Source organism: Butyrivibrio sp. X503 (genome assembly GCF_003625475.1).
Taxonomy (GTDB): domain Bacteria; phylum Bacillota; class Clostridia; order Lachnospirales; family Lachnospiraceae; genus Butyrivibrio.
Window position 1 is genome coordinate 453,477 of the sequence record NZ_RAIQ01000002.1, and the last position, 16,939, is coordinate 470,415.

12 protein-coding genes are annotated in these 16,939 nt (G+C 41.4%); 3 read left to right on the forward strand and 9 right to left on the reverse strand.

The window, feature by feature from the left end; translation table 11 throughout:
- Positions 1-168: 168 nt before the first annotated feature.
- The 3 genes from D6853_RS04940 to D6853_RS04950 form a co-directional block, all read right to left on the reverse strand.
- Positions 169-939: a flagellin gene (locus D6853_RS04940; RefSeq protein ID WP_120656915.1), complete on the reverse strand. Its 771-nt coding sequence runs from the start codon at positions 937-939 to the stop codon at positions 169-171.
- Between the two features lie 438 nt (positions 940-1,377).
- Positions 1,378-2,337: a hypothetical protein gene (locus D6853_RS04945; protein WP_120656916.1), complete on the reverse strand. Its 960-nt coding sequence runs from the start codon at positions 2,335-2,337 to the stop codon at positions 1,378-1,380.
- A 260-nt stretch (positions 2,338-2,597) separates the two neighbouring features.
- Positions 2,598-4,175 (reverse strand): helicase HerA-like domain-containing protein, encoded by a 1,578-nt coding sequence (locus D6853_RS04950; RefSeq protein WP_120656917.1) that lies wholly within the window; start codon positions 4,173-4,175, stop codon positions 2,598-2,600.
- Between the two features lie 191 nt (positions 4,176-4,366).
- Between D6853_RS04950 and D6853_RS04955 the strand changes: the two genes are divergently transcribed.
- Both D6853_RS04955 and D6853_RS04960 read left to right on the forward strand, forming a co-directional pair.
- On the forward strand, positions 4,367-5,635 hold the full coding sequence (locus D6853_RS04955) for a Y-family DNA polymerase (protein ID WP_120657008.1): 1,269 nt from the start codon (positions 4,367-4,369) through the stop codon (positions 5,633-5,635).
- An 11-nt stretch (positions 5,636-5,646) separates the two neighbouring features.
- The gene (locus tag D6853_RS04960) at positions 5,647-5,979 is read left to right on the forward strand and encodes a YolD-like family protein (protein WP_243108297.1); all 333 of its coding nucleotides are present in this window, start codon (positions 5,647-5,649) and stop codon (positions 5,977-5,979) included.
- Positions 5,980-5,994: 15 nt separating this feature from the next.
- Here D6853_RS04960 and carB read toward each other — a convergent pair whose 3' ends face one another.
- From carB to D6853_RS04990, 6 genes are all read right to left on the reverse strand, one after another.
- Positions 5,995-9,243 (reverse strand): carbamoyl-phosphate synthase large subunit, encoded by a 3,249-nt coding sequence (gene carB, locus D6853_RS04965; RefSeq protein ID WP_120656918.1) that lies wholly within the window; start codon positions 9,241-9,243, stop codon positions 5,995-5,997.
- A 120-nt stretch (positions 9,244-9,363) separates the two neighbouring features.
- Positions 9,364-10,878 carry a hypothetical protein gene (locus D6853_RS04970; protein ID WP_120656919.1) on the reverse strand — a complete coding sequence of 505 codons (1,515 nt, stop codon included), beginning with the start codon at positions 10,876-10,878 and terminating at the stop codon, positions 9,364-9,366.
- An 18-nt stretch (positions 10,879-10,896) separates the two neighbouring features.
- Positions 10,897-11,382, reverse strand: coding sequence for a low molecular weight protein-tyrosine-phosphatase (locus D6853_RS04975; RefSeq protein ID WP_120656920.1), 486 nt, complete (start codon positions 11,380-11,382; stop codon positions 10,897-10,899).
- Positions 11,383-11,462: 80 nt separating this feature from the next.
- Positions 11,463-14,054: a metallophosphoesterase gene (locus D6853_RS04980; RefSeq protein WP_120656921.1), complete on the reverse strand. Its 2,592-nt coding sequence runs from the start codon at positions 14,052-14,054 to the stop codon at positions 11,463-11,465.
- 262 nt (positions 14,055-14,316) lie between these two features.
- Entirely contained in the window at positions 14,317-15,426 is a 1,110-nt protein-coding gene (locus D6853_RS04985) for a hypothetical protein (protein ID WP_120656922.1), read from the reverse strand.
- 120 nt (positions 15,427-15,546) lie between these two features.
- Positions 15,547-16,149, reverse strand: coding sequence for a KTSC domain-containing protein (locus tag D6853_RS04990; protein ID WP_120656923.1), 603 nt, complete (start codon positions 16,147-16,149; stop codon positions 15,547-15,549).
- A gap of 332 nt (positions 16,150-16,481) precedes the next feature.
- Between D6853_RS04990 and D6853_RS04995 the strand changes: the two genes are divergently transcribed.
- Positions 16,482-16,916, forward strand: a complete 435-nt coding sequence (locus D6853_RS04995; protein WP_120656924.1) for a hypothetical protein — start codon at positions 16,482-16,484, stop codon at positions 16,914-16,916.
- The last annotated feature ends 23 nt before the right edge of the window (positions 16,917-16,939 follow it).

Sequence of the window (16,939 nt, forward strand, 5' to 3'; positions counted from 1 at the left end):
AACATCCATATTGAGCACGTTTATAACTTATCATAAATACGTGCAAGCACAGACTATGATAATCAAACGATTAGACCATGTCAAGCAATAGATTAAAATCACTCAAAGTGATTAAAATACATCAAGATTCCTTGACAAAAATACACCTGTACGTGTACCAAAGACTTTTTAAGCAAAAATCATCGTCGACTGTCTCTCTTTATCCTCCTGCTGTTTCTTCTGAAGGTTAACCTGATATGCATCGAGTGCCTGTTTGGTCTTAAGTGCACTAATTGCATCGGATACGTTCTGCTCTTCCTTATTCATCTGATAACCATTGAGCTCCATTGCTGCGTGGCTATTATATGTAAGAGCATGCTCAACTCTGTTGGTTGTAGCTCCCGCGTCGCTTCTTGCACTTGAAAGCTTCTCGATCGCTTTATCGATCCTGCTCATATCAAAGTCACCGGAAGTAACGTCGTAATCCTCAATTCCAAGCGCCTTAAGCGAAACATTCTTGGATGAGATAACTTCCTCGGAACCATTGTTGTCGGATGCAACTCTCATATCGGGAGTTGTACCGTCGAGAAGTTTCTTTTCATTATAAGTAGTGGCACCTGCAATATCGTCAATGCCCTTCTTATACTGATCGATCTGATCCTGAATCGAGCGTCTGTCACTGTCAGATAAGGTTCCGTTTGAAGCCTTCACCGACAGCTCTTTTATCGACTGAAGATACTCTGTAACCTCCTGCATCGCTCCGTCTTCTACGTTAAGAGCAGACTTTGCGGAAGTCAGGTTCTCACCGCCGGCTTCAAGACCTGTTGTCTGAGCCTTGGTCTTTTCCTGAATCGCAAGCTCGGACGCTCCCTGAGCAGCCTTGGTGTATGTACCGCCGTTTGAAATAACCGAATAAGGTGAATATGAAGAATATCCAGATACTGAAGAAATGCCTGTCATACGGCCTCCTTATAAAAAACAAACCCAATAAAAAACATGTATCTTATTTTATAGTAGATACGCGTAAGTCAAAAAGCCATATTTAAAATATAAAATTTCGCGGAAACTGAAATGAAATTACATTGAGTTCATCTGCATTTGAAAATTTTTTGAAAAAAAGTAAATTATTTCACTTTTTGTACACATTTATAGTTTATAGTATTAATTAAGTTAGTGATGTAATCATGCTCTATTCTTTAGAGTAATCACTATCTCCCCCTCATAAGAAAATCGCAGGCACTCACGTCCCCCCGTGGGTGTTTTTGCGTTAATGGATTAATTTTAAAAGTATTTGCCGAAAGGCGCTTCGAAAGCATATGAAAAGTCCGCAGCAATTGCTGCGGACTTTTTCTACAGTCTGAAATATACGGCGTTTGCCATTGATTTTCGCTCTACGTCTCAGTCTTTGTACTTCTCGTACATCTGGGTAAGCTCCTGTATCTCATCAGGTGAAAGGTTCTCTGCGGCGTACTTCATAAGTCCCGCTTCGTCACCTTCATTTACGTACTGCATTACTTCCGTAACCGTCTCGGTATCCATGTGTTCTTCCACGATCTCAGTGACTTTCTCCTTGTCTTCCTCACTCATCTTGGAAGTGATCTCACCGATCTTTTCGCCCGCACCGGGGATCTTTTCGGCATTCTCGAACACTGTCTCTACCGCTTTTTCTGCGACTGCTCTCTTGGCCTTTTGTTTGATTGCAGGAATTGCGACCTTTACAAAAACAAGACCTATAACCAATAAAACCGCTACTACAATAAGTGCCTTAACTGCGCCCTTTTTCATATCTTTACCACCGTGAACATCATCAAAATCGTCTTCAAAATCTTCTACGCGATCGCGCTTTCTTCGTCTGTCGCGCACATCACGCCTGTCATCATCGCGGCGTCTGTCGCTCGAATCACGTCTATCATATCTCTCATCATCATATCTGTCATCATAACGATCATCGCGATAATCATCTTCGTAATCCTCTTCATATCTTTCATCGCGGTCGTCATAGCGGTCATCTCTGCGATCATAGTCATCATCATAGCGATCGTCGTCTTCGTAGCGATCATATTCATAGTGTCTGTCGTCATCATAGCGATCATCGTATCTGTCGTTGCGCTCGTCGAACCTATCATCGCGATCATCGTATCTGTCGTTGCGATCATATCTTTCATCATCTTCATAATAATCGTCATGATCATCGTAGCGATCGTCAAATCTGTCATCAAATCTTTCATCTTCGTATCTTTCGTCATCATAACGATCGTCGAATTCGTCTCTATAGCGCTCGTATCCCCGCTCGCGCCTGTCTTCTCTCTCAGAATATCCCCTCCGAGAATGTTTGTTATTACGTATATCTTTTGACATTTTTTCTCTCTCCTATTTTTATTTTTTGAATAAGTTATAATTCTTTTATAATTTTGTCACAGTTTGGCAACAGTTACATTGTAATATAAATTACATCAGAAGGACAGACCTTCTGAACCCCCAACAATACTTTTTTTCATACACGGGCTGTCAGGTCCCCCAACCGGACAGCCCCTCCTCCCAAAAAATATGGACCTGCTTATTATAAGCAGGTCCTTTGTATTGCATAAATATCTTTTGATAAGAATAAACATCGGCTATCAGGTCTTGAAGATTGTTGAAAGTATTCCTCTTCCGAGACTTGCTCCGAGATTTCCTCCGAGTGTCTTTCCGAATTTTCCGAACTTTCCACCAAGTCCTTTTCCTACTTCTCTTCCTACAGTACCAACAACTGCATTACCGACAGTCTTGATTCTCTGTTTCTGTTTTCTCTTTTCGGCTGCCTCTTCTTTCTCTTTTGCCTTAGCAGCGGCAGCTTCCTCTTTTTCTTTTTCCTTGCGCGCAAGCTCTTCAGCCTTGAGTCTCTCGGCTTCCTTGGCATCCTCTATGCCCTTTCTCTGAAGGAACTCATAAGCAGAATCGGGATCGTGAGGCTCGAAGTACTTGCTGTAAAGTACGCTGCCCTTGATCTCTTTATCCCTGACAGAATCATCGATTCCGCCCATAAGGCTCTGAGGAGGTAAGATCTTAACTCTCTCGCACATTGTGGGTGTTCCGTGCTCATCAAGGAATGAGCAGATAGCCTCACCTGTGGAAAGCTCCTGAATAACGTCAGCAGTCTTGAACGCGGGATTCTCACGGAAAGAATCTGCTGCAGCCTTAACTGCCTTCATATCTGAAGGTGTGTAAGCTCTAAGCGCATGCTGGATCTTGTTACCGAGCTGTGCAAGAACGCCGTCGGGAATATCTCTGGGGTTCTGTGTTACAAAATAAATGCCTACGCCCTTAGATCTGATGAGCTTAATAACCTGCTCTATCTTATCCATCAGGATCTTGGGAGCATCTGCAAAAAGAAGGTGTGCTTCATCGAAGAAGAATACCATCTTGGGCTTGTCGAGGTCGCCGACTTCGGGAAGTGTCTCGAAGAGCTCGGACATCATCCAAAGAAGGAATGTCGAATAAAGAGTTCCGTTGTTGATAAGGCTTGTACTGTCGAGGATATTGATCATACCCTTGCCGCCTTCGCCTGTGGTGAACCAGTCTTTGATGTTGAGCGCGGGCTCGAAGAAGAACTTATCTCCACCTGCGATCTCAAGAGAAACAACCGCACGCACGATGGCTGCGACCGAAACCTTGCTGATATTACCGTATTCTGCAGCAAACTCTTTATTATTATCGGAAATGTATGTAAGCATTGCCTTGAGATCCTTGGTATCTACCAAAAGAAGCTCGTTGTCATCGGCAATCTTAAAAGCGATTGAAAGTATGTCTCTCTGAAGGTCGTTAAGTCCCAGTATTCTGGATAAAAGAACAGGTCCCATCTCGGAGATCGTTGTTCTGAGCGGAATACCCTTTTCTCCGAATACATCCCAGAATGTTGAAGGATACTTTTGATAATCAAAGCCTGCTTCTTCAAGACCGAATTTCTGAATACGCTTCTGCATATCCTCGGAATCCACGCCTTCCTGTACCATTCCGGCAAGGTCACCCTTGACGTCCGCAAGGAATACGGGAACTCCCATATCACTGAAAGACTCAGCAAGAACCTTAAGAGTTATTGTCTTACCTGTTCCTGTTGCACCTGCAATGAGTCCGTGTCTGTTAGCCATCTTGGGCAAAAGAAATACATTCTCGCCGCTTTCGTTGTTAGCAACCCATATTTTTCCGTCTTTTAACATACCTTCCTCCTCTAAAAGCATATTTTATATTCATACATATGTAGATAATACGCGAATTGCATGTATGAACAGAAGAATTTCTCAGATATACCGATTATAGCACAATATATATTTAATTGTGTTACAAATAAGGCGGTGTCTTTCCGGAAACTGAGGTTGACTAACAGAACATACGTTTGTATAATATGGCTATGGCAGCTGAAAGAGAAAGAACATATATCTGCATAGATCTTAAGTCCTTCTACGCCTCCGTTGAGTGCGTAGAGAGGAAACTTGACGTTATGACCACGCGTCTTGTCGTAGCCGATCCCGAGCGCAGCGACAAGACTATTTGTCTAGCGGTCTCTCCCGCGATGAAGGCTCTTGGCGTTCACAACAGATGCCGCGTCTTTGAGATACCCAAGCACATAGACTACATCATGGCGGTTCCGAGGATGCAGAAATACCTCGATTATTCCGCTCAAGTTTATTCCATATATCTTAAGTACATTTCCAAGGACGATATCCACGTTTACTCAGTCGACGAAGCTTTTATGGACGTCACGGAGTACCTCAACCTCTATCATATGACAGCCAGAGAGCTCGGACAGACCATAATAGGCGACATATACGATTCGCTCGGTCTTCGCGCGACCTGCGGCATCGGAAGCAATCTCTTTTTAACCAAGGTTGCTCTTGATATCACGGCCAAGCACGCCAAGGATTTTATCGGAGAACTTGATGAAAAGAGCTATCGAGAGACTTTATGGGACCACAGACCGCTTACCGACTTTTGGCGCATCGGTCCCGGAATCGCGCGTAAACTCGAGACTTACGGAATGCTGACAATGAGAGACATCGCAAACGGCGATGAGAATCTTCTTTATAAACTTCTCGGCGTAAATGCCGAGCTTCTTATAGACCACGCCTGGGGACGCGAACCCACTACGATCAAGGATATCAAGGCGTATTCGTCAGCGGCGCACTCTCTTTCTCAGGGACAGGTCCTTATGAGCGATTACACTTTTGATATGGGACTCGTTATTGCAAAAGAGATGATGGATATCCTCTGCCTTGATATGGTCGACAAAGGGCTTGTCAGCAAGTCTTTTTCCCTGATGGTCGGATACGCCAAGGGCTGCCCGTTACCTGCCGCCAAGGGCACGTTCTCTTTTGACACGGAAACAAATGCTTCGTTTCTTCTAATTCCCGGAATTGCAGACCTTTACAGCAGGATTGTCAATCCGCAGTACAAGGTTCGCCGCATGTACGTTGTCGCCAACAACGTAATTCCCGAGGAATATACGCAGTACTCGTTCTTCATGCCCGCGCAGGATCTTGAGAAGGACCGTAAAATGCAAAAGGCTGTCCTTGAGATCAAGAACAAATTCGGAAAGAATGCGATCCTTAAGGGACTTAACTTCGAAGACGGCGCAACGACCAGAGACCGCAACAATCAGATCGGCGGACATAAAGCTTAGCGAGGTAACATATGCCAAGACAGAAAATGCCAATAGAAAAAAGAGCCGCTCAGTTCCTTCCGTTTCAGGCGGTTAAGGGACTGGATGAAGCTCTCCTTGCAAAAGAAAAAATAGTTGTACCAAAAATCGAGCTCTCCGAAGAAATGTACGAAGAGCTCGATAAGAAAATGCATAATATCAAAAAGGGTCGGATCATAACCTGTGTCTATTTCCATAAAGGTGAATACCTGAAGGTCACAGGCATGGTTGCGAGGTTCGATGATGTCGCCCGCATACTTCAAATAGTAAATACCAAGATTCCTTTTGAAGATATATTGGATGTCTCATACGATGAGGAGCTGTAAAAACAGTTTAGTTTTTTACAGCTGACCGTGATAATCCTGAAGAGAATTGATGTTGCCGCAACCTTTGGTCTTAACTTCATGAATTCCCTCTGCTGCAGCCTTAGCAGCGGCTACGGTTGTGATATAAGGAATTCTTGCTTTTATAGCTGCGCGGCGAACATATCCGTCATCGTGCTCGGTATCTTTACCGATAGGGGTATTGATAATGAGCTGAACCTCATCATTCTTGATAAGATCCTCGATGTTGGGTCTTCCGCCTTCATAATTCTTCATTACTTTTCCGACTTCAATTCCCGCTTCCTTAATAAGATCATAGGTCTTACCTGTTGCGTAGATCTTGAATCCGTCATCAGCAAAGCTCTTGGCAAGCGCTGAAGCATTGGGCTTATCCTCATTGTTGAGTGAAATAAGAACCGCGCCTTCTGTAGGAAGTGCCGCATTTGCTGCTTCCTGAGCCTTAAAGAATGCTTCACCGGGAGTATTGGCAAGCCCAAGTACCTCTCCTGTTGAACGCATCTCGGGTCCGAGAACGGGGTCAACCTCGGGGAACATATTGAACGGGAACACTGCCTCTTTTACGCCGTAGTATGCAGGCTCTGTATTCTTCTTAGCTGCAATAAGGTCTTCCACGGGAGACTTTCTTCCTGTAAGACTTGCAGTGATGATATCTGTAGCAACGGGAACCATCTTGATTCCGCATACTTTCGAAACAAGCGGTACTGTTCTTGATGCGCGAGGGTTGGCCTCAAGAACGTATACAGTATCGTCTTCTATCGCATACTGCATGTTCATAAGTCCGACAACGTTCATCTCTACCGCGATCTTCTTGGTATATTCCTCGATAGTTCTGAGATTCTTCTCGGAAATGTGCTTGGAAGGAATGATACAAGCAGAGTCTCCTGAGTGGATACCCGCAAGCTCGATATGCTCCATAACCGCAGGAACAAATGCTTCCTTTCCGTCACTTATTGCATCTGCCTCGCACTCAAGTGCGTTGTGAAGGAATCTGTCGATAAGGATAGGTCTGTCGGGAGTTACACCAACAGCAGCCTTCATGTATCCTTCCATGCTCTCTTCGTCGCGAACGATCTCCATTCCGCGACCACCGAGAACGAATGAAGGACGCACCATTACGGGATATCCGATCTTGGCCGCGATCTCTTTTGCTCCTTCAACATCAGAAGCCATGCCTGATTCAGCCATAGGGATTCCAAGCTTATCCATCATCATTCTGAACTGATCTCTGTCTTCGGCAAGATCGATCACTTCAGGTGTTGTTCCGAGTATATTTACGCCCTCTTCCTTAAGCTTAGCCGCAAGGTTAAGAGGAGTCTGTCCGCCAAACTGAGCGATTACACCGAGAGGCTTTTCTTTTCTGTAGATCTGAAGTACATCCTCAAGTGTAAGGGGCTCAAAGTAGAGCTTATCTGAGGTGTCATAGTCTGTTGAAACCGTCTCGGGGTTGCAGTTTACAATGATAGTCTCAAAGCCGAGCTTCTTAAGAGCCATCGCAGCATGTACGCAGCAATAGTCAAACTCGATACCCTGACCGATTCTGTTGGGGCCGCCGCCAAGGATCATGATCTTGTTGCTGCCGGCAGTATCGGGTGTTTCATTGGCACCTGCATTGTCTTCATTCTGATATGTTGAGTAGTAATATGCGCTTCCGTTTGTTCCGTATACGTGAACGCCGTCCCAGCTCTCTGTGAGACCTGCTTTCTCGCGTCCCTGTCTGATATCATCCTCCGTAACACCAAGAACCTTTGCAAGGTACTTATCCGCAAAGCCGTCTTCCTTTGCTGTTATAAGATCGGATGCAGCGGGAACTGTTCCTTTATACTTGCTTACAAGTTCAACTTCCTCGTCCACAAGCTCTTTTATCTGGTTAAGGAAATAGTGCTTAACCTTAGTGATATCGTATAATTCGTCTACTGTAACACCCTTCTTCATTGCTTCGTACATAAGGAAGTAACGCTCTGAAGAAGCATCTTTTAACAGGCGAAGGAGCTCTTTTTTGTCCATCTTTTCAAACTTCTCGATGGCGCCGAGACCGTAGCGGTCTTTCTCAAGGGATCTGATAGCCTTCTGGAATGCCTCCTTGAAGTTCTTACCGATACTCATAACTTCGCCGACAGCGCGCATCTGAGTACCGAGCTTATCTTCTACGCCGTGGAATTTCTCAAATGCCCAACGAGCGAACTTAACTACGACATAGTCTCCGTTGGGAACATATTTATCAAGGGTTCCGAATTTGGAATCGGGGAGCTCTGCAAGTGTAAGTCCTGTAGCGAGTTTAGCCGATACCAAGGCGATCGGGAAGCCTGTTGCCTTACTTGCAAGGGCTGAAGAACGGGATGTTCTGGGATTGATCTCTATTACGATAATACGTCCGGAAACGGGATCATGAGCGAACTGTACGTTGGTTCCGCCGATAACGCCGATGTGCTCAACAATCTTGTAAGCCTGACGCTGGAGTTCTTTCTGAAGGTCTTCATCGATTGTGAGCATGGGAGCCGTACAGAATGAATCACCTGTGTGAACACCGACAGGATCAACGTTCTCGATAAAGCAGACTGTGATCATGTTGTTGTCTTTATCACGAACTACTTCAAGCTCAAGCTCTTCCCATCCGAGGATTGATTCCTCAACAAGAACCTGATGAATGATAGATGCCTGAAGACCTCTTGCACAGACGGTCTGAAGCTCTTCTTTGTTGTAAACGAGTCCGCCGCCGGCGCCGCCCATTGTATATGCAGGGCGAAGAACTACGGGATAGCCAAGCTCATCTGCTTCAGCAAGTGCCTCTTCTATGCTGTAGCATGCCTTAGAACGAGCCATCTCAATGCCAAGCATATCCATGGTCTTTTTGAACTCGGTTCTGTCCTCACCACGCTCAATAGCGTCAACCTGAACACCTATAACTTTTACATTGTATTTATCGAGAATACCTGCCTGATATAGCTCAGAACAAAGATTAAGACCAGATTGTCCACCAAGATTAGGTAGAAGAGCGTCCGGTCTTTCTTTTTCAATAACTGCTGCAACACGATCCACATTAAGTGGCTCGATGTATGTCTTATCTGCCATTTCCGGGTCTGTCATAATAGTCGCCGGATTTGAATTTACCAATACGATTTCATATCCAAGACTACGAAGCGCCTTACACGCCTGCGTTCCTGAATAGTCAAATTCACACGCTTGCCCGATAACAATAGGTCCTGAACCGATTATCAGCACTTTGTGTATGTCTGTTCTCTGTCCCATGGAACTCCTCCCTTGTGTCTAATTTAATCATCCTTATCATTCTATTATCAGAAAGGGATTTTCACAAGGGATTTTTTGTCCAAATCGCAATTTAGCAATTTTGTTCCATGTTATATTAAGTTAATTCAAATTTTCTTTTATTATTTCATCAGCTTCTTCTGATGTGATCATTTCAGGATGATCCTTTATTCTGTCAACGCATTCACCGTTATAAACCACATATATAAAAGATTCGCCGGGTTCAATCAGGTTTGATTGTGATTGTTTATCAGAGTATTCATAAGTATAACAATATAAAGATCCCGAATATTCCTTTAGATCAACTCTATAGGATTTATCTATGTTGCTTTCTTCTGCCCAGTCAAATTTGTTGGCAATAAATTTATAAGTATCTCCATCCTTTGTAAAAGTAACATCACGAGGAGGAAATACCAATTCAGCCCAGTTATCTCCGTCTGTCACTTCAACTCTTACAGTATATTTATCGCCTTCCTTTTTTCCGGAAACGACTTTATAGGAACCCGTTATGGATTTGGCCTCAGTTTCGAAATGCTCTTTTACATAGCTTACGGTTTCTTGTATATCCTCAATTTCTTTTTCAGTGCTAAATTCCTCTTTAAGAAAAAACCTGTTTTCTATATTATCTTTTTTTATTACATTAAAATCTTCGTTTATGGCATCAAGCTCTTCTTGTGTCAGCTCAGTAGGTACAGTTGTCTCCCATCCGATCTCTTTTGCTCTGTCAGAAAGAAGCTTTTCCAATTCCTCTTCTGTGCACAGATCAATTCCGCTTTTTTTCAATGTTTTTACAAAATAACTATCCGGATCATTTTCTTTTTTATAATCCTTGTCATAGTCTCTAAAAAATCGGAAGTAAGTCTTAGCTTCATCATATTGACCAAAAGTATATGAAATCAGCTGGCTGTCATTCCATAACGAAGCATCCTCATCCGGATAAAAAGTCGACATATAGTCTGCCAGATCAAGATCATATACTCCGCTGTAGTAAAAAATGTAATTGGCGTCTTTATCTAAAAAACCATATTTAAAATAGCAGGAAGAACCGGTATATTTCCCTGAAGAATGAATATATCCGTCATCACCTATATCAGAACCCTCTCCGTACTTACCATAGCGCAAGTAAAGCTTACCATCGCGCTCTTTAATTACCAATGAATAGTAATCGGGATCTGTTTCTTTATGCTGAAAAGTAACAAGAAGCTCCTTTTCACCGTCATTTCCGCAATCTATATATCGATGATCATCTAAGAATACTTCTTCGCCGTCATTGGAAAAAGCTCCACTGAGTCTCTCCGTCAAAGTCTTAAGATTGATACTTTCGCCGGGATCAAATTTAAAATCATCATCAACTATCCCGGCATAATCATTATACTTATGCTCCAACTCAATGGTTACCTGCTCCTCATCATTTAAAAAAGCAGTGTATAAGCCGGATTTATCATCGGCTTCCCTTGTATACCTTTGTTCAGGCTCTATGGCAGACGATGCCACGGTTGATGCTTCGTTTTTAGCAGCATTATCATTTAAGTCCTGTGAGCTTACTCCTTCTTTCCGGCATGCGCACATAAACAACGCTGCCATAATAAACAGCGCAATTACTCTCTTCCCTTTCATAAAACATATTCTCCTTAATTATTCTTTTATATGTGAAAAAAGTCCCCGGCAACCTTCAGATACATCTCTCCAAGTTGCATCGAAGTTCCCCGTATACCAAGGGTCTGCCACATCACCGTCTCTATCGGTAAAATCTAGCATCTTGTATATCTTTCCGTCAGGATCTCCGCCGTAAATACGGTTCATGTCGCGTATATTCGCAGAATCCATACCAATTATGTAGTCATATTTGTCGTAGTCTCCCTTTACAGAAAGCCTTGCTCTCTTGGCGCTTACTCCAAGCTCATTGTCATCCGTTCCGATCCCGTGCTCCCTGAGTTTCGCTCTTGCCGGCGGATAAACAGGACTTCCCATCCCATTCCAAATCTCATCTGTGTGCGTTGCCGCGGACTCAATATGAAACTCATCCGCTTCTCCCGCCTTATTCACTATGTCTTTCATAACAAACTCCGCCATTGTCGAGCGGCAGATATTGCCATGGCAGACGAACAGTATTCTTATCATACCTGTATTCTCCTAGTTCTTTGATCAACCATGCGAGGTTGATCAAATCTATTTTTCAAAAAGATTTCCAAATTAGGCACTCAGCGTTTTCTTACCTTTTTCGATGTGCTAATACCTTCTCTGCTTTCGCGATATAGCAGTCTATCTTCCCAGTCCCTTAAAATATTATTGGTAAACAGCCTCTCGACGTTTCTTATATCCCTTGATATTCCGTATGTACTCTCCGAATCTGTTTCTACTCTCTCGTACTCTCCACTCATGTTTTTTACAACCCTTGGAAGCTTCAGTGCCTTTTTCTTGTATTTTTCCAGACTCTTCGAATATAGCCTTGGGTCCTTCTGAGCCATTTCTTCAAGTATAGCTCCTAGATTGTCGTACTCTTTTACAATCCCAAATACCGGGGAATTATATACCGTCACCTTGCCGTCTACAGGATTTATCATGATATGGTTTGTAAAATCCAGGTCGATAATGCATCCGTGAATTCTGCCTGAAAGCCCAATAGCTTTTAGATATTCTGATAACATCTCTTCAGCTTTTCTAAAAGGCAACAGCAAGTTGATATAACGCGATACCATCTGAGCAAAATTATCTGCATAGTACTGGAATCCATTATTATATGGTAGTCCCGCTACTCTGCCGCCCTTGCATATCATTATGCCATCATCTTTTACTATGAAGAAGCCATAATACTCATACTGCTTGATCATGCACAGCTTGCTGCCCTTCTTAAGCTGCTGGTCGATAAAATATGTGCCATTAAGCCTTTCTGAGTTGTATTCATAAAACTGATGGTAAGATTCAATTCCTATTTCATATACGCCATCTTCAAGATCCACAAACGGATTATAATACGGGCCAACTGTCAGCTTCTTAAATGCTATCTTCTTCTTTTTATATCCGATTTGACCATCTGAATAGATGCTCCGATTCTGCGTCGTAACGGATGTGTTCTGGTGGTTATGTCCGTTAAAATACATGCATCTTGAGCTTATATCCTCTTCTCTCATCCAGTCTTTTAGTGGATAGTGGCTCAAAAACAAGATAATTCTACCATACGCCGAAGGGTCATTTAAAACCTTTGTATGGATCTTGTTAAGCGCATCGGATTCCTTGGAGTCCTTTTTATGCGTCATATCTGCGGCGCCAACCTGTGTATCAGAGTTGAACTTATCATTATACTTTGCAAAACCGACTCCACCAGCAACAGCGATGTTGTTTGCTGCAAAGCATCCGACTCTTATTACCTCATATTCATTGTGGAGCATGGTTATACCAACACTCTTAAAGAGCTTTTTATACTCTCTTATCCCGCCCTTTAATGTGTCAAATTCTGATAGCTCGTGATTTCCAATTACCGCATAAACCTTTGGCTCTGTTGTATGTCTTCTGATTTCAGCCATGAATGACTCATAGAAGATTCGGGATAGTTCGATGCTGTTTGAGGTATCTCCCAAAAACATGATGATAATGTCGTTTCTTTTCTCAAAGAGCTTTCTTGCAAGAGTCTTTGTCACTAAACCTTTTGCAATATCTTCTATCTCTTTCATGAGATTTCTTTTGTTTTTTTGTGCTTCTCCCGTGACATGGTGCTCCAAATGGATATCACTTATATAATAGATAGCAAAATCTTCTATTCCGTCTCGCTTTCCGGATGTAAAAGCAGGCATGTTCTTCATCGAATGAGCTATTACCGTTAGCGCGGTATCACTTCCTTCTTTGGCCTCAATGATGTATGGCAGTCTCTTAAACTCTTGCTTTACTATGTTTTCACTCTGAACGTAATACTTCTTGAAAACCTCTGGAGGCAATAAGTCCTTGTGATAGTTTGCAACTTCCCTGAATAAGTTGGCATCTGTACCTTCAAAATCTTCCCAGTTTTCCTGTCCTTCATCCTTGTAGCCGACATAGCTTTTGGCAATGTTTTTAAATGTACTCTGCGTGAACTTTTCAACAGGAACGGTATGTATTGTACCTCTTGTAATGCTGAAAACACCAAATCTTTTTATCTTACTGTACTTTTCCTTATCGTTCTTCATGCCCATGACATATGCAATTAGAAGTGTTATCACATTTCTCTTCTCAAAATGCGAGGTAGTAATAACCCATAAGGTATCATTCATTATATGTAGGAGGTCTTCTGTATAGCTGCAGCTTATGATATTATTGTATGCTCCGTCAAATCTGCACTTAGGGCCGAGTGTAGCACCTTCAACAGCCTCAAATTTTTCAAGAAGTGAAGCATATTCCAGGATAAGATACTCATAATGCGAAAAGCCCTTTTTTGAAGTATTCCTTGGAAGCCATTCATGCACCGTATCATGCGCAACTTCACCATAGTCGCAGTATTTTAAATAAATCTGGCAAAAATCGGAAAGCTCTATGTCCTTTTCTTTATCGACTGCTATCTGATAGTACTTTGAACCGTCATTTACAGGAAAGATATAATCATACGCAAGATCCACCTCTCCCCTTTTAAGGCAAAGGTATTTTGATGCGATATCAAGAAAAACGCTGCCAACAAATATATTTGCAAAATCATCAGTCCAAGACTCGTCTTTTGTAGGCTTTGTCTCCTCAAAAATCTGCTCCATTATGAACTTATCAAGATGATGAGTCCCTGCTGATTTAAAATTGCATTTTTGCCATACGATATCATATATGCTGACCACTTTTTTGCTCCTTCACATGTAATTGCTCTACCATCTTAGAACGGAAGCTCGGTATTTTATATTCTACATAATTCTATCACATAAACTAATGCGTCCTTTTTAGTTATCGGTCTAATGATTATATATACTAAATGCGACAATTCCACAATATAAACCGACATTTTGGAATATAATCATTCTTTAGTCCGTTTCGTGGGTTATAAGTAATAAAATGACGTGACAGATTATCCCATCACGCCATACATTCATTACTTCGATTTCTTTAATTAAATGAGCTCGAACTGTTCATAATATCATCAAAAGATCCTATAAGTAAGTCTTTCACTTCCGCCATAGATGTACATGTTTCATATGGCCACATATCGAATCTATTATATGTAAGATTTCCATCTTCATCCTTAATTAGGTTTTCGAGTGCTATTATCGTATATGCCTTATCAGAAGCGTCATGAGAATCCTTCGGATGTTCAAATACCATACAAATTGCATTATCAACAGGAAATCCACACCACTTCAAAAAATGTACTCCGTGTGCGGGTTCCCCCTTTGCTACATAGAACACATTTCCCTTATATATAGCATCATAATATATACCATACCCTGGTACCCAAAGTTGCTCTATTGCATCCGTTTTAAGTTTTGATAACTGCTCGCTTGTTAATTCGTCCACAGATGAAACATATGTCTGAAGTCCGCTTACAGTATAATTTGCATCATACTTACTAGGGCAAACCCCGTAGCTAGAAATCAATGAACTTATATCTGTGACATTATAATTCACCTTAATTTCATCCCCGTTTTTGAGATTCTCATTTGGAGTTATTAAATATTCTCCCCCATAATCATTCGAATCATTATAGGCACTAACTGTTCCATAAGGAGCGACTCCTGAAAAACTTAGCTGCAATCCTTCAAACGGATCAAATGTACCTGCTTCCTTTAAATCTGCTACCTGAAATTCTTCTTCTAAAAAAATATAATCGATTTTAAAATACGACTCGATTTTATCTTCATCTATATTCCAGAATAGCTTAACTTTATCGCCATTATTGAGGTGATAACTATTATCCACGTTTACCTTAATAAACCTCAATACTTCATATGCTGCCGATTTATCAGTTTTTCCATAAAGTTCTTTATAAACCTGCTCACTTTCTTTTTTATAGCTAACATTATCAATGTTATCAAGCATAAACGATTCCTTATCGAAATATACGTCAGCAATGCCTGCCTGATTGAATCCACTAAATGATACCTTTACATAATCGTTCAGATTAATTGTTTCTCCTGATTTAGAATTGTTCTCTGGTGAACATGCATATAAAAGAAATAATGAGATTGTCATAATAACAATTGAAATAGATTTCTTCATAATATTCACCTCCAAATGTTTAAAAGAAATATGATTTCGATATATTCATCCTAAATAATCTTTTTCTTCTGACGCGATAAATAATGATCAAATTCTTTGAACTTATCATTATATGTTTCCTCATTCTTCTATCTTGTAATATTCATATTTACCTTTAATATTCTCATTTGCAAATTTGCCAATTGATTCTGCTGTTATAAGATCCTCAAATACAGCCTCTTCAACATCATTATATGCATACAAGTCCCCTTGTTCCCATCTTATCAGAGCAACTTCATGGTAATCATCATATCCTACTTCCTTTATCGCATCAGAAATCCTAGATGTATCAATCATAGCAACAGCCTTGTAATCGAAGTCTCCTTTGTCATCTATATCTGAAAAATAATTGTAGCCATCAAAATAAAAATCTAAGTACATGTCTGCAAAGTAATCATCCTCTTTATATTCCAACCATATACTGTCCTCCATAGGGTATTCTGCAAAAACACCTGCATTATGCCCTGCAAGACAAGCATAATCGCCTTTATCCACAATGAGAAGATCGCCGTCGCTTTCCTTTAGGTAATCAGCTACATCCCTCCAGTCCAGCTTGTCATAATTATATGCGCCATCTCTTAATCCTTCATCATATCCTTCTCTATAGACATCATCATAAGTTTGAGCATCAGAGCATCCTGCGAGGATAACACACAATAATATTGGAATTAAATATTTACGCATCCTATTCTCCTCCAATGAAGTTTACGATAATTTAAATAAAGTATATCACAATAGCGATATATCACTATAAAATGTAATTAAATATCTTTGATTATAATTTTATGATTTTTAAAAGATGATTAAGCCGTAAACCTTGTATTTATGCATATTTTAGAGATAGGACATTGGGCCAAATCCCACTTGCAAAAAACAACAATCTTGTTTGTTGTGCTGTATTTTGGTCAGCCTCTCATCAATTAAGTTAGTAGTTTCATTCCTTACCTCTATGTTGAAACGCCCGCCACTATTGGAATATAATTAACATCAACCAGAACAACTAACGGAGAAAAGCTATGGCATTTGATATTATGAAGATTTTTGAAGGGGTTGAACCTCTTAGCAAGATATCTGAGAAAAAAGTGTATGAAGACAAGATGAACATGTTCTTGTCTGAGAGATATGGTTGTCTTAAAGAATTGGTAGAGGCAGCCGATGTTGCTACTGCTTCGAAGATCTTTTGCAATGACGTCCACGTTGCGTTTGATAAGTTTGGAAAGGCTCGCATGGGCATTTTTACGAACCTAAACATGTTTCTCATCATCTTCGTCTTTCCGGCGATCATTAAGAACGAGGGCGAAAGAGCTCCTGTGATCTGCGATGCACTTAAGAATGCTTGGAACTCTCGTTTCAAATGCAACATAGATTACACCGATTACGATAGTATTATGGATAGCTTCCAGAACAGGATCTTGGGATTCAAAAAAGATAGCCGATGGCTCGACTTTTAAAGTCGGTGCTATTGTCAACCAAC

Bases quoted from the DNA above. Each gene is read 5' to 3' on its own strand.
- D6853_RS04940 (WP_120656915.1), bottom strand. From the start codon at position 939: ATGACAGGCATTTCTTCAGTATCTGGATATTCTTCATATTCACCTTAT.
- D6853_RS04945 (WP_120656916.1), bottom strand. From the start codon at position 2,337: ATGTCAAAAGATATACGTAATAACAAACATTCTCGGAGGGGATATTCT.
- D6853_RS04950 (WP_120656917.1), bottom strand. From the start codon at position 4,175: ATGTTAAAAGACGGAAAAATATGGGTTGCTAACAACGAAAGCGGCGAG.
- D6853_RS04955 (WP_120657008.1), top strand. From the start codon at position 4,367: ATGGCAGCTGAAAGAGAAAGAACATATATCTGCATAGATCTTAAGTCC.
- D6853_RS04960 (WP_243108297.1), top strand. From the start codon at position 5,647: ATGCCAAGACAGAAAATGCCAATAGAAAAAAGAGCCGCTCAGTTCCTT.
- carB (WP_120656918.1), bottom strand. From the start codon at position 9,243: ATGGGACAGAGAACAGACATACACAAAGTGCTGATAATCGGTTCAGGA.
- D6853_RS04970 (WP_120656919.1), bottom strand. From the start codon at position 10,878: ATGAAAGGGAAGAGAGTAATTGCGCTGTTTATTATGGCAGCGTTGTTT.
- D6853_RS04975 (WP_120656920.1), bottom strand. From the start codon at position 11,382: ATGATAAGAATACTGTTCGTCTGCCATGGCAATATCTGCCGCTCGACA.
- D6853_RS04985 (WP_120656922.1), bottom strand. From the start codon at position 15,426: ATGAAGAAATCTATTTCAATTGTTATTATGACAATCTCATTATTTCTT.
- D6853_RS04990 (WP_120656923.1), bottom strand. From the start codon at position 16,149: ATGCGTAAATATTTAATTCCAATATTATTGTGTGTTATCCTCGCAGGA.
- D6853_RS04995 (WP_120656924.1), top strand. From the start codon at position 16,482: ATGGCATTTGATATTATGAAGATTTTTGAAGGGGTTGAACCTCTTAGC.